The sequence below is a fragment of the Geminocystis sp. genome (assembly GCF_041753295.1).
In the GTDB taxonomy this organism is placed as follows: Bacteria; Cyanobacteriota; Cyanobacteriia; order Cyanobacteriales; family Cyanobacteriaceae; genus Geminocystis.
Map to the genome: position 1 here is coordinate 157,603 of NZ_JBGSUU010000036.1, position 19,414 is coordinate 177,016.

Sequence of the window (19,414 nt, forward strand, 5' to 3'; positions counted from 1 at the left end):
TTAGTTTATTGTTTAAAAACAATGTATTGTAAAACACATAATTTTAAAAATAAATATTAGAGTTAAAGATTCTGAATAATGTTAGATAAATAAAACTATCAGCTTTGTTTTAGTTAAGTAAATTTACTTAAATATAAGTTAATAACAATATTTTAATTAAAATAGTATTTTTTATTGTTAATTGTTAATTATTCATTGTTAATCTTAAAAAAAATGAAGTCTTTTCACTATCAAAAAAAAATCTATAAACTACTATTAAGAGAATTAATAACCTTTTCTTGTAACTCATCAGGAATTGGTAAATAACCTAAAGTTGTGGCGTTTTCATCCCCTTGAATTAAACTCCATTGCACAAAGTTTTTCATTACTTCTGCTTTAATCGGGTCACTATAATTACTATATAAAAGTAGCCAAGTTAAACCGACAATAGGATAAGCATCGGCGGTTTCAGGATCAGGTATCACTAAAGCAAAATCTTCTGGCACAGTGACACCCACAAAAGCTTTAGCGGCACTTTCTGGAGAAGGTTTAATGAAATTACCCGCTTTATTTTGAATAGTTGCAGTTTTTAATTTTTTGTCTTTGGAGTAAGAATACTCAATGTATCCGATAGCACCATTTGTTTGTTGAATTTGAGTACTAACTCCTTCGTTACCCTGTGCACCAATACCCGTAGGCCATTCTACCTCTTTTGCCGCCCCTGATTTCCAATCCTTACAGGCATTTTGTACATGGTTAGTAAAAATAAATGTAGTTCCACTACCGTCAGAACGATGTACGAAAATTACAGGAATATCTGGTAATTTAACATTAGGATTATCAGCAACAATGAGAGGATCATTCCATTTTGTGATTTTACCCGTAGCAATACCGCAATAACTCTCACGAGAAAGGCGAATATTGTCTAATCCTTCATAATTTGAAAGATTATAAGCTAAAACCAATAAACCTCCTGTCATGGGAATTTGTACTGCTTTTCCCCTATTTTCAGGGAATTGTTTTTTTTCCTCCTCATTTAAAGGTGCATCACTAGCACCAAAATCACCATTTTCTGCTAAAAAGTTTTTAACTCCTTTACCGCTACCCACTGAATCATAAGCTATTTTAATATTTTGCTTGTCTTTTCCTTCCCCATATTTTTGTATCCATAATTGATATAACGGTGCAGGAAATGTTGCACCTGAACCTTTAATCATAACGGTTTGATTAGGATCAATACTAGGTGCATTAACCGTAGAATTAGATTTATTCTCACAACCTGTTAAAAATCCTGTTAATAAAATAACACTACATAAACTACGAATAAATACCTTAGCCATAAAACCCTAAATATGTTCATTAATAAAAATCTCTAAATAAACCATATCTTAGGCAGTTTAAATTTAGGTAAAGGTTTAATTATGTATGAATAATGATTTTATTTTTTGAGAATTTTCAGAAAAATTTATTTATTTACCACAAAGGAATTCCAAAAATTTTAGGTGCTTCTTTTTTGCCTTTACCGTCTTTATCTTTAGATTTCTCCGAAGATTTAGGGGTTTTATTCTCTTTCGTGGTGGATTTTACCGATGACGCACTTTCTGATTTTGCTTTTTTCTCTTTCTCGATGTTTTTTAATTCTTGTTGTGCTTGTTTTGCAATAGGATCATTACCGTTAAGCATCATCGCTTTATTGATATGAATACGTCCGTAAATAAGATTGTTTTGTTTTAAATACATAGACCCCAATAATCCATGAACAGTACTACTATTAGAATCAATTTTCACTGCTTCTCGTAAATCCATAATACCTTGTTCATAATTCTCATCTTCTGCGTGTTGTTTCGCACTACTAATTAATTTATCTAACCGAGAAACACTCGCTTTCTTAGATGTTTCATTTTCCACAGGATTATCAATATTTACGCCAGAAGTTGTAATATTTCCTGTTGATTCTATGATTATAGGTTCACTAGCTACTATTTTTGGCTGACTAGAAACCCCCATTATTTTACTCATTTCTTTACCTTTTTGAGACATTAAATAAACCATATTTAACTCACTCATTAAACCTATTTTAATGTGTAACTTATTTAAGTCTTGGTATTGTTCGGTAGCAAATTTTTCGATCATTTCATGATAAGTTTTGTCAGTATTTTTTTCTTCCTGTAATAGTTTTTTTGCATTTTCACTACCTATTGTAATTTTATAAGCATCAGTAGCTAATCTTCGGCCAATTTCTGACATAATTAACTGACATTCTTTTCTTAATTTCTCCTTATATAAATTTTCATAGGCGGCATTAACTACTTTTGAAAGAATATCACTAGCCCTTTGTTTTTCTTCTTGTGTTTGCGCTCGATTAGTGTCAGGGTGAAGTTGATAGGCAATTTTCAAATACCGTAATCGAATATCTTTCGCACTAGCATCTATTGGTACTCCTAAAATAGCGTAATAATCTTTAACTTCATATTTGAATAAGCCATGTTTTAAATCAGAAATAATCATCAAATCCCTCCTATAACAATTAACAATTAATAAAATAAAAATTTACTGTTTTCTGTTGTGTTTCGTATTAACATTAATAATGAAATATATAATTAAATTCATCTTCTTATTTAAAAGACAAATCAGCACCATGAGGAGTATTAAGTAGAGCTTGACTTAAAGCAGAGTGTAAGTAACCATTAGTTGCTAAAATTCTACCACTATATAAATCAAATTCACTACCATCATAGGCAGATATTTTTCCTCCAGCTTCTTTCAGAATAACAATGCCTCCTAACAAATCCCAAGGCTTTAAACCTCTTTCCCAATAACCATCAAGACGACCTGTTGCAACATGACACAAATCAAGAGAGGCACTACCTCCTCGTCTCACTCCTTGAGTTAAATGAGTCAAATAGCAAAACTCACTATAATTATTATCCTCTGTTTCTCTACGATCATAAGCAAAACCTGTCACTAAAAGACTATTTCCTAATTTATCGGTAGTAGAAACCTGAATGGGAATATTATTGAGAGTAGCGCCTAATCCTTGGGCTGCGCTCCATAATTCCTTTAACATGGGGTTATAAACTACCCCAACTGTAGGTATTCCTGAGACGATTAACCCCACAGAAAGCGCCGCTTGAGGATAACTATGAGCATAATTAGTTGTACCATCAAGAGGATCAATTACCCATAAATATTGATTATCAGGCGTTCCCATAATTCCTGATTCTTCAGCTAGAATAGCATGATCTGGATAATGACGTTTAATAACTTTTAAGATTTCTTCTTCGGCTTTTTGATCTACTTCTGTAATTAAATCTCCTGCTCTACCTTTTTCTCTGATCTTAAGTTGTTTACCCCAATAACTATCTAAGACTACTCCTCCAGCTCTAGCGGCAAGAATAGCAATGTCAAGAAGTTTTGATATTTGTTCTGTTGGTAGGTTACTCATTATATTTTTTTTCGTAGTCTAATAGTTAATTTCTCTTAAAGGTTTTTGGGGATTCCAAATTCCTTTCTCCATAATACGAGCGTAACTTTGTGCCTGTAATAATTGTTGATCATATTTCCCGTCAGTATAGGTTAGATTAACTAATCCATAGCCTTGTTCGAGTAATTTTTGATTAATTAATTGATTGTTGTACCAAATATAACCATTTAAACGATTAAATTTATCTTTAGTTTCTAAATTAGTTTCTAAAATAACAGTAGTGGAATTAAGAGAATTTTTACCCTCTAAAGTTAGTAAATTGACTAAAACTTCTTTGGCTTCTTTTCCCCAAGGTTGTTGTTGACGATTAGGAGTATTTAAACCCATTAATCTAAATTGATAAGTCTGGTTATTAATAATTACTTCGATGGTTTGAGCGCTAATAACTCTTCTTATGTTTGCTTCAACTCTTGTTATTTCAGGATTACTTTGACAACCAACTATTAATAAACATAGGGAAATAAGGAGAATAAAAAATTTATTAGTAAGAGGATAATTCATTTAAAACTTTCATCCAAAATTTTGAATTTTTCCTAAGCTATTTTTAATAAAATAATTTAATTACTAATCTTCTTCTATGGGGAAACCAAAGCGCACTTTTCCTTTCCCGAAATAACGCCCAAATTGTAATTCATAAACTTCGTCTTCGTCTTGAGTTTCTACCACTAAATCTGAACGAGGATAAGATACACATAGTAAAGCATAACCTTTTTTTTGTAGATCTAGAGATAAACCCATAGCTTCAGGCTGATAAATATCGCCTTGAATGACTCTCACGGCACAGGAAGTACAAGCGCCATTACGACAAGAAAAAGGAGGCTCAACTTCTTGTGTTTCTGCTGTTTTTAAAATATATTCATTTTCAGGTACGATAACGGTTTCGGTTGTATTTTTTTGGCGATTATGAATAGTGACTTTATAGGTTTTAATCATTATTAATTAATAATTCTAAGTTTTATTCTCATTATAAAAGGTTTAAGTTCACACACACAGTTATTAATGGAATTGCTAAGGTTTTAGTAAAATTGTTAACATAGAACAATTGTGAATTAACTTATACCCTCTTATGACAGAAAAACCCTCCGTAAAAATTATTAGTGATAATCGTCAAGCTAGATATTTATACGAAATTTTAGAAACCTATGAGGCTGGATTAGAATTAACAGGCACAGAAGTTAAATCCATTCGTATGGGTAGAGTTAATTTAAGAGATGGTTATGCTTTAATTCGTCATGGAGAAGCGTGGTTAAGTAATGTACATATTTCTCCTTTTGAAACCTGTGGACAATATTTTAATCATGAACCTCGTCGCAATCGGAAGTTATTGTTACATAAAAAGGAAATTAATAAGTTAATCGGTTTATTAGAACAAAAAGGCTTTACTTTAATTCCCCTAAAAATGTATCTTAAGGGTGAATGGATCAAAGTGAGTTTAGGAGTCGGCAAGGGTAAAAAACTTCATGATAAACGAGAAACCGTTAAACGTCGGGAAGATCAAAGGGAAATGGCTAGAGCGATAAAAAGGTTTTAATTTACTAACGTTAAGCAGATCAATTATTTTGAAAAAATTTTAAGACTATTTATGTCGTTAGTGAGATGTCTATAGTTTTATGCTTAGAGTATGTGCGTAAGTACTAAAGCTCTTTTACCATCTTTAATAAAGAAGACGATAATAGAGGAAATAAAATTAATAATCCTAAACTATAAGTTACAACACCGACTACAGAAGATATAACTAATATTATTTGATAGTTAAAGTCATCAAGTAATATATTTTTACAAAGTAAGATCATCAATGCCATAATTACTGTACAAATAAGTGAAGGAATAAATTGCCATAAATACTCTTTCCATGAAAATGAAATTAATTTCCTTAATAACCATTGAGACAGAGGAAAAACTAGATAATCACTGATTACATAGGCTAAAGCAACAGCCATAACACCCCAATGCAAAGCAATTACACACAACATGATATTTAAAATGGTATTAATTAAGCTAATTTTTAATTGATAAGAAGGCTTACCCATAGCCACTAAAGCTGTAGCTTGAACAAAACTAATACTTCTTAAAATTCCTGTAAAACCAAGTATTTTAAGAATAGGAATTGCATTTAACCATTTTTCAGTAAATAAAGTAATAATTAATTCTTCGCTTAATATTATGGTGGCACAAAAAGCTGGTAAAGCCATTAAGCAAGTGAATTGAGTTGCACGATAAAAAGCATTAATAAAGCTCTCTTTATCTTCTTGTAAATGAGAAAATATTGAAAATGTTACATTATTTAAACTACCGATTAATAATTGAGTCATGACTTGTAATATACGATGAGCGATCGCATAAGAACCTAAAGCAACTTCTCCTAAAAAATAACCGATTAATAATTGATCTGTGCGTTGATTGAAAAAATCGATTAATTCATAACCTAAAACTTTACTACTAAAAGATAATATTTTACATAAATAGTTAAAAGAGAATTGCCATTGTGGTTGCCAGTCACTAGATTTCCATAACACTATTAATGCTACTATTTCATAGGTTAGTTGTTGTGCCACAAGACTCCATAGCCCATAATTGGTGAAAGCACAGATAATTCCCACTATTCCAGAGAGAATAATTGCCAATAAACTTCTCAATGCTAAAGTTTTAAAAGCAAATTCACGATGTAATAAAGCTATTTGAGTTTGGCTAAAAGCACTAATTATAAAAAGAAAAGAAAAAATTTGTAAAATTAGTTTTAACTGTGGCTGTCGAAAAAAAGTGGCTATTATTCCCGCCGAAATGAAAATAATAAAAGTAAACAGAAAACCAAGAAAAATTTGCGTCCAAAAAACTGTATTAATTTCCTTTACGTTAATTGTTTGTTTTTGAATCAATGTTTGTCGAAAGTTCTCACTTAAGAAAAGTTGCAGAAAATCAATGATAAGATTAGCCATAGCAATTAATCCCCAAGCCTGTGGGGCTAATAAACGAGCTAGAATCAGAAAAATAACCAAAGAGATTCCTTGACTACCCCAATTTTGAATAGCAGACCAAAATACACCTTGAATCGTTTTTTCCCGCAGATTCATAATTAATTTAAACTACGCCACTCAACTAGGAATTATATAAAATTATTTTCTATTTTTAGACTAGCTATAATTATTTAATGAGAATCTCCTTCATCCATTTTCCTCCGCCATTTTCAGCTAAATAATGTACCATCTCCAGAAATAAAGTTTTAGGACCAATACCTTCTCTAATATAAGGAGTGACAAAATCAATTGTCCATTGAGGTAAAGGTTTTAAAGGTTTTAAATTCTCATAGACATCAAAATTAACATTATTTAAAGCGATATAAGCAGGATGAAAGTCAAAAATTTTTACCCCCGGTACATGAATCCTTAAATCACACCAACTCCAGATCGGGTTTTCTTCAAACATTTCCATATCATCTTCTAAAAAGTAAGGAATGCGCCATAGGTTTGCTTCTTTCCACTTTAGACAAAAAGGTGATAAATTTGGCACTCGTGGTAACAATAATGAAGTATCAAGAGAAATATCATACTCTAAGGCGGCTTTTCTTAAAAAACGTGTATGTTGATAAAGGGCATGAGTTCTCATGGTAGTAGCAGAAGGTACTAATTTCTTCATAAATTGTAGTACTTCATCCTCAGTATTCCCTTGAGTGCTTTCTGGTAAGCAATTTGGATGTATGCCAAGTTCAAATAATTCTGAATGTGCTTTTAGTTTATTGAGTATAGGGGAATCATGGGTAATAAACCATGTAGCTTTAACATTTTTTTCAATAAGGCGATCGGCTACATAATCAATCATCCAATCCGCCGCCCAGTCAACATCAATAGTGAGAAAATAATCATTCATAAGTTATCAGGCAAAATTACTTTTATGTTTACGAAAGAAAGGTAACAAACAATAGTTAATTATTAATTGTCAAGAGTCGTTCTTTTTGCCACCATTTAACAAGATAATTTAATCCTTCTTCAAGAGATATAGATGCTTTAAAATTTAAAATTTCTTTTGCTTTTGTGGTATCAGCAAGACGACGTTGAACAGAATTTATCTTTCTTGGAGGAGCATATTCTGGTGTTAAAGTTGATCCCATTACTGTTAATAAAGTTTGAGCTAGATCATTGAGACTGATTTCTATACCACTAGCTATATTAAAAACCTCATCTGTAACAAGAGATTGAGCGGCTAAAATATTTGCTCTAGCAATATCTTCAATATAGACAAAATCCATAGTTTGTTTTCCATCTCCCAAAATTAACGGTGGTTCACCTCTAGCAATGCGTTCCATCCAACGAATGAGAACTTCAGTATAAACACCATATATGTCCATACGAGGACCGTATATATTAAAATAACGTAAAGCGATATAGTCGAGATCATACATTTGATAAAAACTTTTGAGTAATCCTTCATTAAATGTTTTAGCTGTACCGTAAAGAGTTTCGTTATTGTAAGGATGATGTTGTTCTGAGGTAGGAAATTGATCAGCCATTCCATACACAGAAGCTGACGAAGCCGCGATCACTTTTTTTACACCTGTTTTTACCGCAGTTTCCAAGACATTAAATGTTCCATCCACTAAAACTTCTAATGCCAGACGTGGTTCTTGGGCACATTGAGTAATACGAATAGCGGCTTGGTGAAAAACGAAGTCAATTCCTGACATTACTTTCGATAATAATTTTAGATCTCGAATATCTCCATCAACTACAGTAATATTTCCATAAGCCAGAGCATGAGCTATGTTTTCTTTTCGCCCACGGGTAAAGTCATCTAAAATAATTATTTCTGCGACTTCCTCTTTTACTAACAAATCAGCAATATGAGAACCGACTAAACCAGCTCCTCCAGTAATTAAAACTCGTTGATTTTTCATCCCATCTTTGATTCTTTAAGTTTGATTAGTTTACCTTCTTCTCGAATAGATTGGTTAGCCCCTTCTAGTATGGAAATGACTTGTAATCCAGTTTTAGCATTAGTTATCGGCATTTTATTATTTTTGATACAATCAATAAAGTGTTGTATTTCTAAATATAAAGGTTCGGTAAGATCTAATTTTGGTGAAAATACATCTCCCCGTCGATAATCTACTACCATTTTATCTGTGTTGTCTGTCTTATTTGTTAAGATAATCCCTTGATCATAAATTTTGACTTTTGAGCTAGTTTCTAAATCATCATAAACGATCATTTTTTCATCGCCACAAATCAGGGTACGCCGAATTTTCATTGGTGCTAACCAATTAACGTGAATATGAGCGATTAAGTTTGTATCGAATAGCAAAGTTAAATAAGCAATATTTTCATGGGAAGAAGAAGTATGACTCATACCTAATAAAGAAACAGCTACAGGTTGATATGGTAAAACATAATTTATGATTGCTAAATCATGAACTGCTAAATCCCAAATGACATTAACATCTGGTTGAAATAATCCTAGATTAATCCTAACTGAATCATAATAGTGAATATTACCTAGTTTTTTATTGTTGATCAATTCTCGAATTTTACATACAGCACCACTGTAAATAAAAGTATGATCTACCATCAAAACAAGATTTCGGCGATCAGCTTCTTCTATCAATTGAAAAGCCTGATGTGAGGAGGAAGCAAGGGGTTTTGAGACTAAGACGTGTTTACCCGCTTGTAATGCTGCTAAAGCTAGGGAGAAGTGAGTTGAAGCTGGTGTGGCGATGACAATGGCATCAATTTTGGAATTTTGCAGTAAGTCTTCAAACTTAGTTGTTACTGAAATATAAGGGTAATGAGCTAAAACTTGATTTAAACATTCAATGCGACAATCACTGACAGCGAGAACTTCTGTATCAGATAATGCGATAAAATTTCTGACTAAATTCGGTCCCCAATAACCATAGCCAATAACACCTACATTAATTAAACTCATTTACGCTCTCGTATATCACCAATAATCTTTGCTGGAACACCTGCTACGATCGCATAATCGGGAACATCTTGAGTAACAACTGCTCCTGCCCCTACTAAAGCATTTTCCCCAATGGTAATTTTTGGTAAAATCGTAGCGTTACTACCAATGGAGGCACGACGTTTAACTAAAGTAGGGAGGGTTTCCCAATCGTGATCTGTTTTTAAACTACCATCAGAATTTGTAGCACTAGGGTATAAATCATTTGTAAACATTACCCCATGACCAATCATCACTTCATCCTCAAGGATAACACCTTCACAAATAAAAGAATGGGAAGATATTTTTGCCCTTTCTCCGATAGTAACGTTTTTCTGAACTTCCACAAAAGTACCAATTTTAGTATTACTACCAATCTTACAGCCATAAAGATTAACTAATTGAGGATGGAAAATTGTAACGTTTTCACCAAGTTGTACATTTTCGGCTATGGGCATTTTAGTTTTTTTGAACTAATGATCAATCAAATAATTATACAATTAATTAAGTAATATTTATAATTAAATTGTCAAAATAGTCATTAAATAATGTCTTCTCAAATTAGTTTTAGCAAACCCTATTTATTTAGGGAAGAAGAAGAAGCCGCCACCAAAACAATTTCTAGTGGTTGGATTGTGGGAGGCCCTAGATTAAAAGAATTAGAAGAATTATTTGCTCAAGTTGTTGGGACTCGTTACGCTGTTGGTGTTTCATCTTGGACTGCTGGTGCTTTTTTAGTACTTCAGGCTTGGGGAATTGGAGAAGGAGATGAGGTAATTGTTCCTTCTTACTCTTTTATTGCTACTGCAAATGTGGTGCGTCATGTAGGTGCTACTCCCGTTTTTTGCGATATTGATCTTCAAACCCATAATTTAGATGTTAATCATGTTGCCCGTTTAATTACTCCTCGAACTCGTGCTATTATTCCAGTAGATCAATTAGGTATGCCTTGTGATATTGATGCCATTAACGATTTAGCTACTTGTCATAATTTACACGTTCTTCAAGATGCCGCTTGTGCTATTGGTAGTCAATATAAATATCGCCCTGTAGGGAAAGATACTGAAGTTGCTATATTTAGCCTCCATGCTCGTAAATTAGTAACTTGTGGGGAGGGAGGAATGATTCTTACCAATGATCGAAAGTTAGCTGACAAACTTCGTTTATTACGTCATCAAGGCATGGATTTAAACGATTTTCAACGTCATCATGCCGATAAACCAGTAGTAGAATCTTATCCTGTAATTGGTTACAATACTAGACTTACTGATATTCAAGCGGCCATCGCTGTGGTACAGATGGGAAGATTATCGGAAATGTTACGTTTGCGCCGTCAGGTTGCTGAACTTTATCAAAAGCGACTGAATGATTGTTTTCAATTAGTGTTACCCCAAGAACCAAAAAATTGTCTCGGTAATTGGCAATCTTATATGGTATCCTTATCTTCTCATGCAAAAATTACACCGTTAGAAGTGATGACGGCCTTACATTCTCAAGGAATTCCTACTCGACGAGGGGTTATGGCGGCTCATTTAGAACCTTGTTACCAAAAAACAAACATTGCCATAATTCCCCCCCTACCAAATACAGAATATGCGATCGCCCATAACTTTCAGCTACCCATTCATCCCACTTTATCGCAGTTAGAAATTAATTATATTTGTGATGCTTTATTATTATTGCTCTAAGAAATAGAAATGAAATCATTAATCAAAAAACTAATATTTCCTTTAATTAACAAAGTTATCGATATATTTGAAAAAGAATATCCTTCCATTAGAAGTTATAATTTTTGTTTAGTCAAAGGAGAAAGATGTTCATTTTCTCGAAATGCAGAAGTTAAAAATTTCGCAAATAATCCAGAATCTCTGAGATTAGGTTATGGAGTACATCTAGGAGGTCTTTTAGAGGTTGATCCAACAGGTAAATTAGTTATTGATGATTATACTCTAATTATGAAAGCAATAATTTTTTGCGCTGTAAAAATATACATTGGCAAAGGATGTATTATTGCTGATAATGTTTTGATTATGGATAGTGATAGTCATCCTATTTCCCCAAAACAACGTTTTCAAGATTCTATTACAAGTTCAAAAGGTATCCATGTATTTCCAGATCTAAAAAATGTTGGGAATGCTCCAGTAACTATTTGTGATGGTGTTTGGATTGGGGCTCATTCATTAATTCTCAAAGGAGTTACCATTGGAAAAGGATCAATAGTTGGTGCAGGTTCTGTCGTAACAAAAGATGTTCCTGAGATGACAATTGTCGCAGGAAATCCAGCTAAAGTGATTCGTAAGATTACAGAAAGTAGTTTAGATTAAACGATTTTTTTGAATAAAAAACCCATATATTGACAAGATTCTGGAGCATTGAGAATATCAGGGTTTTCACCGTTATAAAATTCTTGAATTAATTTTAATCCACAATTAGTGGCACATCTAATAAATTCATCTTTATTCAGACACCAACCTAAATATTCAGTATCATAGCCATATTTATAAGCACGTTGAATCATAGCATAGGAAGAAACTTGATAAACTATCGGTAGTCGAGTAATGAATAAATGCTCTTGTGTTACTTCCGCTAATGCTTTTAGGGTTGATTGCCAATCTTCTGAAAAATGTAGAGAACCACTAGCGAGAATGAAATCATACTTTTGATTTAAACAACTTTCATCACTATAAAAATGGGCTTCTGGAAATAAAGTTTGACCATATTTCGCTAAAATTGGTAAATCTTTACAGTGATAATTTATTTGTAAATCAGGACATAATTTTTTACTGAATAGATAATAATGACCTATGCCTCCTCCCCAATCTAACATGGAAATAGATGATTTATTTCTACTAGAAAAACTTAACACATAACCATAAGTCATGATCATATTGTGAAAAATTAAATTATCTCGTTTACGAGAATACCATTCAGGAGAAATTGCTAAAGGTAAAGTTCCCTCAATATTTTCCACAAACCCAGCCCATGTTTTTTGATAAGCTTCTAAAACTGATTCTACATTCCATCCTTTGATATTCGAGTCTTTTTTTTGTGCTTCCCAACCTTCTGGAATATATTGCCATTCTGGTTTTTCTAAAATGCTAACTATTCGTTTTGCAGTACGCCAAAGAAAAGGAGGAGTCAAATCTTCCAAAATACTTTTCATCTTGTTTAACTTAATTGTGGATAAATATCAGTAACTGTTTTGATAATATACTCAATTTCTAGCTCTGTGAGTTCAGGATATAAAGGTAAACTGACGATTTCTTGGGCTAATTTTTCTGTAATTGGTAAATAAGAACTTTGATGACGACATTCCACATAAGATTCTTGTAAATGTACGGGAATTGGATAATGAATAATGGTGTCTATTCCTTTTTCTTTTAATAATTCTTGAAATCGTGAGGGGTTTTTAACTCTGATCACATATAAATGATAGTTATGATAACAATTTAATGCTTCTGTGGGACAAATTATACCTAAAGGTGAAAAAACTTCTGTATAACGTTTGGCGATCGCTCTTCTTTTTTCATTCCAACTATTAAGTAAAGGTAACTTAACATTGAGAATAGCGGCTTGAAGTTCATCTAAACGACTATTAAAACCCTTTATACTGTGATAATAACGCTTTTCTTGACCATAATTACGCAACTTTGCTACGGTTTCGGCTAATTTCGAGTCATTGGTTAAAATTAAACCACCATCACCAAAAGCACCTAGATTTTTACTGGGATAAAAACTAAAAGCTCCCACATTACCCATTGTACCTGCCATTTTATCTTGATATTTTGCTCCTACTGCTTGAGCGCAATCTTCTATGACAAATAAATTATGTTTCTGTGCAATGTCAAGAATTGGTTTCATATCAGCACATTGACCATATAAATGAACAGGAATAATAGCCTTAGTTTTGTCAGTAATTCTGCTTTCAATTAAACTAGGATCAATAGTGTAAGTATATTCATTAATATCAACAAAAATAGGACAGCCTCCTGCAAAAGTCACCGCCGATAAAGTGGGTACACAGGTATTAGATACCGTAATGACTTCATCTCCTGTATTTATTCCACAAGCAATTAAAGATAAATGTAATGCTTCAGTACCAGAAACCACTGCGGTCGCAAAATTAGCTCCACAATAATTAGCAAAATTAGTTTCAAATTCTTGAACTTTTTTACCTAAAATAAACCAACCACTATCATAAACATTTTGAGTAGCAGTATCAATAGATTTTTTAAGATTTTGATATTGTCTTTTTAAATTACCAAAAGGAATTTGCATTTTTTAGCTCATAAATATTTTTACATCTAGCTTAAATACAAAGATAAATTTTCTTTGTAATAAGCCAACATTTTTGCAAAACCTTCACGAAGAGATATTTCTGGTTGCCAACCCGTCATTTGCCAAAATTTGTGATAATCACCGTAATAATCTCCTATATCAATGCGTTTTTTTTCTGGAGGAAAAGGTATTACTTAATATTCACCACTACCATTCAACTCGATCAATAATTTGACTAAATTTAACAAATTAATTGGTTCTGAACCACCTAAATTATAGACTTGTCCGAAACATTCTTGTTTAGCACCTGCCCTTAATAAAGCCTCTACCACATCATCTACATAATTCATATCTCGAATTTGTTGCCCATCACCAAAAATTCTAATTTTCTCACCTTGAATAATTCCTCTGACAAACACCCCAATAAAACCTTGTTGATCGTGTTTTAGAAGTTGTCTAGGTCCATAAGTATTAGTGAGACGTAAAGAAACAGTATTCAGATCATAGATATTATGGTAAAGAGTATGATACCATTCACCCGCCATATTATTAATGCCATTAACATCGGTGGGATATAACGGATGACGTTCATCTACAGGTAAATATTGAGGTTTTCCGTAAAGTTGGCGAGTACTAGCAAAAATTACCCTAATAGTTGGATTAAATTTGCGACAGGCTTCTAAGATAAATACCTGAGCTTTTGTATTAATATCAAGATCCGTTAGGGGATCGTTCATACTATCAATATGGCTTACTTGACCTGCTAAATTAAATAGATAATCTTGATTTTTGATTAAGTATTCCAGACTATAAGGCTCTCTTACATCAGAAAAGTTGATTTTTACTTGATCTTTGATGGGTTCGATATTAAACAAATTCCCCCCGTAATCAGGAATCATAGAATCTACTAAAGTAACATCAGCACCTAATTTTACTAAACGAATAGCAAGATTACTACCAATAAAGCCTAAACCACCAGTAATAACTATTTTTTTACTTTGATAAAATTGGTTGATTTCCATAAGAATAAGAACTTGACTTAGAATATTAATACTTATTAGATAAACTAGAAAAAACTTGTCATCAGGAACATAAGGATCAATTCTAAATAATTTTAAGTTAATTATTGTGGCTTTTGTCCCTTGTATAAGCACCCTATTTCAAAGCTCAAATTATTCTCTTATTGAGTATAAATAATACCTTCCTTTATATATCTCTTTTAAAAATAACATGAATCGGTAGAGCCAATTGTCTGAAGATTTTAGAGGGAAAAAAAGATTGTCAATTCCTTTGTCAAAGTTGTTATCTATTTTTTTAATGTCTTGATAGGCTTTTTTTATTTCTTTAAAATAGGGCTTATAAATAAAGTTTTTGATATTTTTGCTAATTCTAAGAGGACAATATGGAGTTAAGTAAGCCCATTTATCACCATAAATTCTGAAACCTGAATAATGATAAAAAATTAGTGCTTCTGTTTCGACAAAAATTTGATCTTCTTGTTGTTCTAGGGAATATTGCGAAACATTCCAAGGAGCTAATCCAGCCCCTAAACTTTGCACTACATGAACTCCATCAAAACGTTGTTGCCAATCATCAAGACACTTTTGATCTCCATAATTATCTTCTTCTGACTCATAACGTAACTCAAGACACTTTTCAAACCACCAATTAAGAGCGGTTAACCCTGAATCATTACGACGAAACATCATAAACTGTACATTAAAGCGACCATATTTCTGCTCTGGTTCATGAAACCATGATAAAAAACGATGTTCGGTTAACAAAATTGAGGCGTTTGAATTTTCTTTAAAAATAGGTTCAAGGGGCGAAAAAAACATTAAATCAGCATCTAAATAAGTAACAGTTTCAACCTCTGGAAAATTGTTAAAAATGTATAAAATAGAAGCAGGTGCGCAAGTAAAAAAGTATTCTATTCTAGGGCGACTGGATTTGAATGCTAAAAGTCTTTCATCCTCAATTTCATTTAGAAGAACTAAAGTCACTTTTTCCAGATTCATTTTTGTTAAAATTTCATACATTAAGTTATCAAAACAAATAACCCAAAGATGAAAGTTCTTTTCATTTCGTAATAAAGACCTATACATTACTAATCCACGAGTCAAGTAATTACTATCAAACAAGGCAACGTAACATCTCATATTTTGATTTATATTTTGTTAATTGTTTTAATCTGGCAAAAAAGTTTTCAATGTCAAATATTTTCCTTTGGGTAACCTCAGTTAATTTAATGTAAGGATAAATAACAAAATCTGCCTTTTTTGAGAGTGTAACTGATAAACTGAAGTTTTACCGATATTTTTTCTGATGGTATGCCTCAAGATAGACAACAAAATCTCGATAAATTCCAATTATCTCTCTATCTCATGCCTTTATTAGGACCAATTTGGTCTTTAATTAACTTGAGATATTTTTCTCAAAATCTTGATCAAGAGCAAAAAAAAACTAGCCGTATTTCTCTGCGATTGGGTATGGCTTGGATAATCGCTTATAGTACTCTATCTCTTGGTGGTAATATTACATCAGATTTATTATCTTTTCGGTTGTTGTATTTTAATGGGATAATCACAACTACTTATTTTTTAATTTGTTTAATTTTGATTTCCCGCCTTTGGAGTAAAAATTTAAGTAAACATAATTAACTGGATTTAACTATATGATTTGGCAATACAAAACTCCGGGTATTCCTGATGAACTTTTTGAACGTTTACCCGGTATTCCTTTGACAAAAAAAGAAGTCAGGCTTTTAATTTTATCGGCTTTAAGATTAAAAGAAAAATCCGTTATTTGGGATATAGGTGCAGGTACAGGTACTGTTTCCATCGAAATTGCTCTAATTTGCCCTAAAACTACTGTTATTGCCCTAGAAAGAGATCCTGATGTGGCTAATTTAATCAGAGAAAATTGTACACTTTTTGGCATTGAAAATATAAAAGTAGTCGAAGGTAACGCCCCCGATTGTTTTGAGACTTTAAACCCAAAACCAGATCGAGTATTTATTGGTGGTGGTAAATGCGTTAAAGACATTTTAATGGAAGTTTGGGATTTTTTACCCTCGGAAGGGCGAGTGGTGTCTATGGCAACTAATTTAGAAAATCTTTATCAAATTTCTGAGGGTTTATCTAATTTACAAGCTCGTAATGTTGAGGTAGTTCAATCGGCTATTAATCGTTTGGAAACTAGGGGATTAAGTCAGGTATTTGCTGCTATTGCACCAGTTTTTATTTTAAGTGGCGAAAAAATTGAACCATAGAAAAATACAAGTAATCAACTACTTTTTTCTTTGGAATGTTACGGTTAAATAAGGTTAATATAAAAAAAAATTAGAGAGAAAAAAAGTTATGTTTCAGCGTTGTTTAATTTGTACTGATTTAACCGACGGTTTACAAAGATTAGTTTCTTATGGGGAATCTTTGAGTCATAGTGGGTTGAAAGAAATTACTTTTTTACATAGTGTTGCTTTATGGGAAGAGGGGCAAGTACCACGAGTTAATACAGAAGAAATTGAATTAGTCAAAGAAAAATTATTTTCAAAATTGGTTTATTCAGGAGATGATCTTAAAATAAATATAGAAGTAACTTCAGGAAATGTAACCGATAATATTTTAAAAGTTGCTAAAAAATATAATCCTGATTTTATAATTACAGGATCATCTTTGCGTAGTTCTTTAGAAGAACAGATTTTCGGTTCAACTACTACAGAGTTAGGGAAAAAGATTAAAATTCCCGTTATGATTTTACGTCCTCAACTTATTTCTGTTTATACTTCAGAAGAAATTAAACTTCGTTGTAGCAAACTGAATGATTATTGGTTAATTCCTTGTTATGACGTTGATAATGCTCGTTATTTGATTGAACAAATTAAATATTATGCTAAAGAAAAACCTAGTGAAGTTAAACACAAATATTTATTTCTTGTGGTAATTAGTGATGTTTCTCGTTCTGATTTAATTATTGAAAACTCCATTAAAGATGCACAAAAAAAATCAGAGGTGGTAAAAAAAGAGTTAGAATCTTTAGGTTTAGAAATAGAAGTTATTGTGACAACGGGGAATCCTCTTCAAGAAACCCTTAATACTGCTTTAAATAGCGATATTACTGCGATCGCCATTGCGGATGATCAAGATACCTTATTAGATTGGACTGTAAAAAGTTTTACTCAAGAAGTATTACATCGTAGTTGGTTTCCAGTGGTTTTCTTTCCTTTTAAAAAATCTGAGAAAAAATAAAGTGGGATATTATTTTGAATTGATTAATGATCTCTAATCACAGATAATGATTGATGATTATTAAACAGAAATATAAATATGACTATAGATCCCGTAATTGTAATGAAACAGGAAGTCGGAAAAGCTGCGGCTAACCGAGTAAAATCTAATTCAGTGGTTGGTTTAGGTACAGGTTCAACTACTGCCTATGCAATCCAATATATTGGCGAAAGATTAGCTTCTGGAGAATTAACTAATATTGTTGGTATTCCTACTTCTTTTCAAGCGGAAGTTTTAGCAAAAAAATACGGTATTCCTTTAACAACTCTTGATGGGGTTGATCACATTGATGTAGCTATTGATGGTGCAGATGAAGTGGATCCTCAAAAAAACTTAATCAAAGGCGGTGGTGCTGCCCATACCCGTGAAAAAGTGGTTGATAGTTTAGCTGATGTGTTTATTGTGGTGGTTGATGGCGGTAAATTAGTAGATAAATTAGGTTCAACTTTCTTATTACCTGTTGAAGTAATCCCGATGGCAGTAACTCCAGTCACTCGTCAATTACAAGATTTGGGAGGAAAACCTGAATTAAGAATGGGTATCAGAAAAGCAGGTCCAGTCGTAACGGATCAAGGTAATCTAGTTATAGATGTCAAATTTGATCACATCGAAAATCCAGCACAACTAGAATCAACTATTAATAATCTTCCGGGGGTATTAGAAAACGGTTTATTTGTTGGGGTAGCAGACGTTATTCTGGTGGGAGAAATTATTGACGGTAAGCCTTCGGTTAGAGAATTTTAAGCCAAGATTTAACTTAAAATTACGGGTTGAGTATTCTTCAACCCCTACAGTTGACTAAAAGATTTGATTTTTTGATTATTTTTAGTCGAGATAACCCATTAAAAGAAGATTATCATCAATGTTATTTGAAGCTACAGGGCGATTACCCATAACTTTAAATTCTTCACTAATTTTAAGATGACTAGCTGTAATAGGACGAGAACCTGAAACGGTCATCATGCCTTTTATATCTAGTCCACTTTTAGTTACAGGACGTAAGCTACCTACAGAAGAAAAAGTATTTACAATTTGTAAGTGATTAGGTTCTATAGGACGTTTGCCCAGCATCAAAGGGTATTTTTCAGCTAGTCTAAGGGCAGATGCTGCCTCTGATTGATTAATTTCTTCGTTTTGTTGTTGATTTTCCCAGTTATCACTCATGGTTTCTTCTCCTAAAATTTTATAAGTCTTTGTATAATATCAATCTGATTAAACTGATAATTTTTTTTCAGAATTTATGATTATTATACTCTCATAGCGATCATTCCTTAAATACTGACATTTTAGATTTCATCAACTATCATTGGTTAAACTGAGATCTTGCATCAGATCAAAAATACTTAATAAACAAAAGTCAAAAAATCAATTTTAGTATAGTTTGAGTCAATTTTAATCCCTTTGTCCTTTGCCCCTTGCCCTTTGCCCTAGCATCACCAGTTAATTTTTAACG

General features: G+C 32.4%; 22 protein-coding genes. 7 read left to right on the forward strand and 15 right to left on the reverse strand.

The window, feature by feature from the left end; translation table 11 throughout:
• Nucleotides 1–242: 242 nt before the first annotated feature.
• The 5 genes from pstS to ACEW8E_RS03490 form a co-directional block, all read right to left on the reverse strand.
• Nucleotides 243–1,319: a phosphate ABC transporter substrate-binding protein PstS gene (pstS, locus tag ACEW8E_RS03470; RefSeq protein WP_373478938.1), complete on the reverse strand. Its 1,077-nt coding sequence runs from the start codon at nt 1,317–1,319 to the stop codon at nt 243–245.
• Nucleotides 1,320–1,452: 133 nt separating this feature from the next.
• Nucleotides 1,453–2,487 (reverse strand): DnaJ domain-containing protein, encoded by a 1,035-nt coding sequence (locus tag ACEW8E_RS03475; protein ID WP_373478939.1) that lies wholly within the window; start codon nt 2,485–2,487, stop codon nt 1,453–1,455.
• Nucleotides 2,488–2,593: 106 nt separating this feature from the next.
• Nucleotides 2,594–3,424, reverse strand: coding sequence for an inositol monophosphatase family protein (locus ACEW8E_RS03480; RefSeq protein ID WP_373478940.1), 831 nt, complete (start codon nt 3,422–3,424; stop codon nt 2,594–2,596).
• A gap of 18 nt (nt 3,425–3,442) precedes the next feature.
• A complete protein-coding gene (locus ACEW8E_RS03485; RefSeq protein ID WP_373478941.1) occupies nt 3,443–3,964 on the reverse strand; it encodes a thermonuclease family protein in 522 nt (173 codons plus the stop codon).
• 63 nt (nt 3,965–4,027) lie between these two features.
• Complete coding sequence (locus tag ACEW8E_RS03490; protein ID WP_373478942.1) at nt 4,028–4,396, reverse strand: 2Fe-2S iron-sulfur cluster-binding protein; 369 nt, start codon at nt 4,394–4,396, stop codon at nt 4,028–4,030.
• A gap of 133 nt (nt 4,397–4,529) precedes the next feature.
• Here ACEW8E_RS03490 and smpB point away from each other — a divergent pair, with 133 nt between their 5' ends.
• On the forward strand, nt 4,530–4,994 hold the full coding sequence (gene smpB / locus ACEW8E_RS03495) for an SsrA-binding protein SmpB (RefSeq protein WP_373478943.1): 465 nt from the start codon (nt 4,530–4,532) through the stop codon (nt 4,992–4,994).
• Nucleotides 4,995–5,097: 103 nt separating this feature from the next.
• Here the strand turns inward: smpB and ACEW8E_RS03500 are convergent, their stop codons facing one another.
• The 5 genes from ACEW8E_RS03500 to ACEW8E_RS03520 form a co-directional block, all read right to left on the reverse strand.
• Entirely contained in the window at nt 5,098–6,534 is a 1,437-nt protein-coding gene (locus tag ACEW8E_RS03500; protein ID WP_373478944.1) for a lipopolysaccharide biosynthesis protein, read from the reverse strand.
• A gap of 70 nt (nt 6,535–6,604) precedes the next feature.
• On the reverse strand, nt 6,605–7,327 hold the full coding sequence (locus ACEW8E_RS03505; protein WP_373478945.1) for a hypothetical protein: 723 nt from the start codon (nt 7,325–7,327) through the stop codon (nt 6,605–6,607).
• A gap of 55 nt (nt 7,328–7,382) precedes the next feature.
• Complete coding sequence (locus ACEW8E_RS03510) at nt 7,383–8,351, reverse strand: NAD-dependent epimerase/dehydratase family protein (RefSeq protein WP_373478946.1); 969 nt, start codon at nt 8,349–8,351, stop codon at nt 7,383–7,385.
• The gene (locus tag ACEW8E_RS03515) at nt 8,348–9,379 is read right to left on the reverse strand and encodes a Gfo/Idh/MocA family protein (RefSeq protein WP_373478947.1); all 1,032 of its coding nucleotides are present in this window, start codon (nt 9,377–9,379) and stop codon (nt 8,348–8,350) included. Before ACEW8E_RS03515 ends, ACEW8E_RS03510 begins: the two co-directional genes overlap by 4 nt.
• A complete protein-coding gene (locus ACEW8E_RS03520; protein WP_373478948.1) occupies nt 9,376–9,855 on the reverse strand; it encodes an acyltransferase in 480 nt (159 codons plus the stop codon). The genes ACEW8E_RS03515 and ACEW8E_RS03520 overlap by 4 nt, the downstream gene beginning before the upstream one ends.
• A gap of 90 nt (nt 9,856–9,945) precedes the next feature.
• Between ACEW8E_RS03520 and ACEW8E_RS03525 the strand changes: the two genes are divergently transcribed.
• Both ACEW8E_RS03525 and ACEW8E_RS03530 read left to right on the forward strand, forming a co-directional pair.
• Nucleotides 9,946–11,085, forward strand: a complete 1,140-nt coding sequence (locus tag ACEW8E_RS03525; protein WP_373478949.1) for a DegT/DnrJ/EryC1/StrS family aminotransferase — start codon at nt 9,946–9,948, stop codon at nt 11,083–11,085.
• Between the two features lie 9 nt (nt 11,086–11,094).
• A complete protein-coding gene (locus ACEW8E_RS03530) occupies nt 11,095–11,721 on the forward strand; it encodes a DapH/DapD/GlmU-related protein (RefSeq protein WP_373478950.1) in 627 nt (208 codons plus the stop codon).
• Here the strand turns inward: ACEW8E_RS03530 and ACEW8E_RS03535 are convergent.
• From ACEW8E_RS03535 to ACEW8E_RS03550, 4 genes are all read right to left on the reverse strand, one after another.
• Complete coding sequence (locus ACEW8E_RS03535; RefSeq protein ID WP_373478951.1) at nt 11,718–12,560, reverse strand: hypothetical protein; 843 nt, start codon at nt 12,558–12,560, stop codon at nt 11,718–11,720. The two genes, ACEW8E_RS03530 and ACEW8E_RS03535, sit on opposite strands and share 4 nt — an antisense overlap.
• 5 nt (nt 12,561–12,565) lie before the next feature.
• Nucleotides 12,566–13,675 carry a DegT/DnrJ/EryC1/StrS family aminotransferase gene (locus tag ACEW8E_RS03540; RefSeq protein ID WP_373478952.1) on the reverse strand — a complete coding sequence of 370 codons (1,110 nt, stop codon included), beginning with the start codon at nt 13,673–13,675 and terminating at the stop codon, nt 12,566–12,568.
• A gap of 194 nt (nt 13,676–13,869) precedes the next feature.
• Entirely contained in the window at nt 13,870–14,697 is an 828-nt protein-coding gene (locus ACEW8E_RS03545) for an NAD-dependent epimerase/dehydratase family protein (RefSeq protein WP_373478953.1), read from the reverse strand.
• 150 nt (nt 14,698–14,847) lie between these two features.
• On the reverse strand, nt 14,848–15,834 hold the full coding sequence (locus ACEW8E_RS03550) for a glycosyltransferase (RefSeq protein WP_373478954.1): 987 nt from the start codon (nt 15,832–15,834) through the stop codon (nt 14,848–14,850).
• Between the two features lie 171 nt (nt 15,835–16,005).
• Here ACEW8E_RS03550 and ACEW8E_RS03555 point away from each other — a divergent pair, with 171 nt between their 5' ends.
• The 4 genes from ACEW8E_RS03555 (at nt 16,006) to rpiA (ending at nt 18,705) form a co-directional block, all read left to right on the forward strand.
• A complete protein-coding gene (locus ACEW8E_RS03555; protein WP_373478955.1) occupies nt 16,006–16,335 on the forward strand; it encodes a hypothetical protein in 330 nt (109 codons plus the stop codon).
• Nucleotides 16,336–16,349: 14 nt separating this feature from the next.
• Nucleotides 16,350–16,946, forward strand: coding sequence for a precorrin-6Y C5,15-methyltransferase subunit CbiT (cbiT, locus tag ACEW8E_RS03560; RefSeq protein WP_373478956.1), 597 nt, complete (start codon nt 16,350–16,352; stop codon nt 16,944–16,946).
• 88 nt (nt 16,947–17,034) lie between these two features.
• A complete protein-coding gene (locus ACEW8E_RS03565; RefSeq protein WP_373478957.1) occupies nt 17,035–17,922 on the forward strand; it encodes a universal stress protein in 888 nt (295 codons plus the stop codon).
• 72 nt (nt 17,923–17,994) lie between these two features.
• A complete protein-coding gene (gene rpiA, locus ACEW8E_RS03570) occupies nt 17,995–18,705 on the forward strand; it encodes a ribose-5-phosphate isomerase RpiA (protein ID WP_373478966.1) in 711 nt (236 codons plus the stop codon).
• A gap of 81 nt (nt 18,706–18,786) precedes the next feature.
• Here the strand turns inward: rpiA and ACEW8E_RS03575 are convergent, their stop codons facing one another.
• On the reverse strand, nt 18,787–19,125 hold the full coding sequence (locus ACEW8E_RS03575) for a hypothetical protein (RefSeq protein ID WP_373478958.1): 339 nt from the start codon (nt 19,123–19,125) through the stop codon (nt 18,787–18,789).
• Nucleotides 19,126–19,414 lie beyond the last annotated feature (289 nt).

What these genes read in the sequence shown, in the direction of transcription:
- ACEW8E_RS03520 (WP_373478948.1), bottom strand. Translation starts at nt 9,855, where the DNA reads ATGCCCATAGCCGAAAATGTACAACTTGGTGAAAACGTTACAATTTTC.
- ACEW8E_RS03480 (WP_373478940.1), bottom strand. Translation starts at nt 3,424, where the DNA reads ATGAGTAACCTACCAACAGAACAAATATCAAAACTTCTTGACATTGCT.
- ACEW8E_RS03540 (WP_373478952.1), bottom strand. Translation starts at nt 13,675, where the DNA reads ATGCAAATTCCTTTTGGTAATTTAAAAAGACAATATCAAAATCTTAAA.
- ACEW8E_RS03575 (WP_373478958.1), bottom strand. Translation starts at nt 19,125, where the DNA reads ATGAGTGATAACTGGGAAAATCAACAACAAAACGAAGAAATTAATCAA.
- ACEW8E_RS03505 (WP_373478945.1), bottom strand. Translation starts at nt 7,327, where the DNA reads ATGAATGATTATTTTCTCACTATTGATGTTGACTGGGCGGCGGATTGG.
- ACEW8E_RS03545 (WP_373478953.1), bottom strand. Translation starts at nt 14,697, where the DNA reads ATGGAAATCAACCAATTTTATCAAAGTAAAAAAATAGTTATTACTGGT.
- ACEW8E_RS03515 (WP_373478947.1), bottom strand. Translation starts at nt 9,379, where the DNA reads ATGAGTTTAATTAATGTAGGTGTTATTGGCTATGGTTATTGGGGACCG.
- smpB (WP_373478943.1), top strand. Translation starts at nt 4,530, where the DNA reads ATGACAGAAAAACCCTCCGTAAAAATTATTAGTGATAATCGTCAAGCT.
- pstS (WP_373478938.1), bottom strand. Translation starts at nt 1,319, where the DNA reads ATGGCTAAGGTATTTATTCGTAGTTTATGTAGTGTTATTTTATTAACA.
- ACEW8E_RS03530 (WP_373478950.1), top strand. Translation starts at nt 11,095, where the DNA reads ATGAAATCATTAATCAAAAAACTAATATTTCCTTTAATTAACAAAGTT.
- ACEW8E_RS03555 (WP_373478955.1), top strand. Translation starts at nt 16,006, where the DNA reads ATGCCTCAAGATAGACAACAAAATCTCGATAAATTCCAATTATCTCTC.
- ACEW8E_RS03475 (WP_373478939.1), bottom strand. Translation starts at nt 2,487, where the DNA reads ATGATTATTTCTGATTTAAAACATGGCTTATTCAAATATGAAGTTAAA.
- ACEW8E_RS03535 (WP_373478951.1), bottom strand. Translation starts at nt 12,560, where the DNA reads ATGAAAAGTATTTTGGAAGATTTGACTCCTCCTTTTCTTTGGCGTACT.
- ACEW8E_RS03510 (WP_373478946.1), bottom strand. Translation starts at nt 8,351, where the DNA reads ATGAAAAATCAACGAGTTTTAATTACTGGAGGAGCTGGTTTAGTCGGT.
- ACEW8E_RS03525 (WP_373478949.1), top strand. Translation starts at nt 9,946, where the DNA reads ATGTCTTCTCAAATTAGTTTTAGCAAACCCTATTTATTTAGGGAAGAA.
- ACEW8E_RS03565 (WP_373478957.1), top strand. Translation starts at nt 17,035, where the DNA reads ATGTTTCAGCGTTGTTTAATTTGTACTGATTTAACCGACGGTTTACAA.
- cbiT (WP_373478956.1), top strand. Translation starts at nt 16,350, where the DNA reads ATGATTTGGCAATACAAAACTCCGGGTATTCCTGATGAACTTTTTGAA.
- ACEW8E_RS03500 (WP_373478944.1), bottom strand. Translation starts at nt 6,534, where the DNA reads ATGAATCTGCGGGAAAAAACGATTCAAGGTGTATTTTGGTCTGCTATT.
- ACEW8E_RS03485 (WP_373478941.1), bottom strand. Translation starts at nt 3,964, where the DNA reads ATGAATTATCCTCTTACTAATAAATTTTTTATTCTCCTTATTTCCCTA.
- ACEW8E_RS03550 (WP_373478954.1), bottom strand. Translation starts at nt 15,834, where the DNA reads ATGAGATGTTACGTTGCCTTGTTTGATAGTAATTACTTGACTCGTGGA.
- ACEW8E_RS03490 (WP_373478942.1), bottom strand. Translation starts at nt 4,396, where the DNA reads ATGATTAAAACCTATAAAGTCACTATTCATAATCGCCAAAAAAATACA.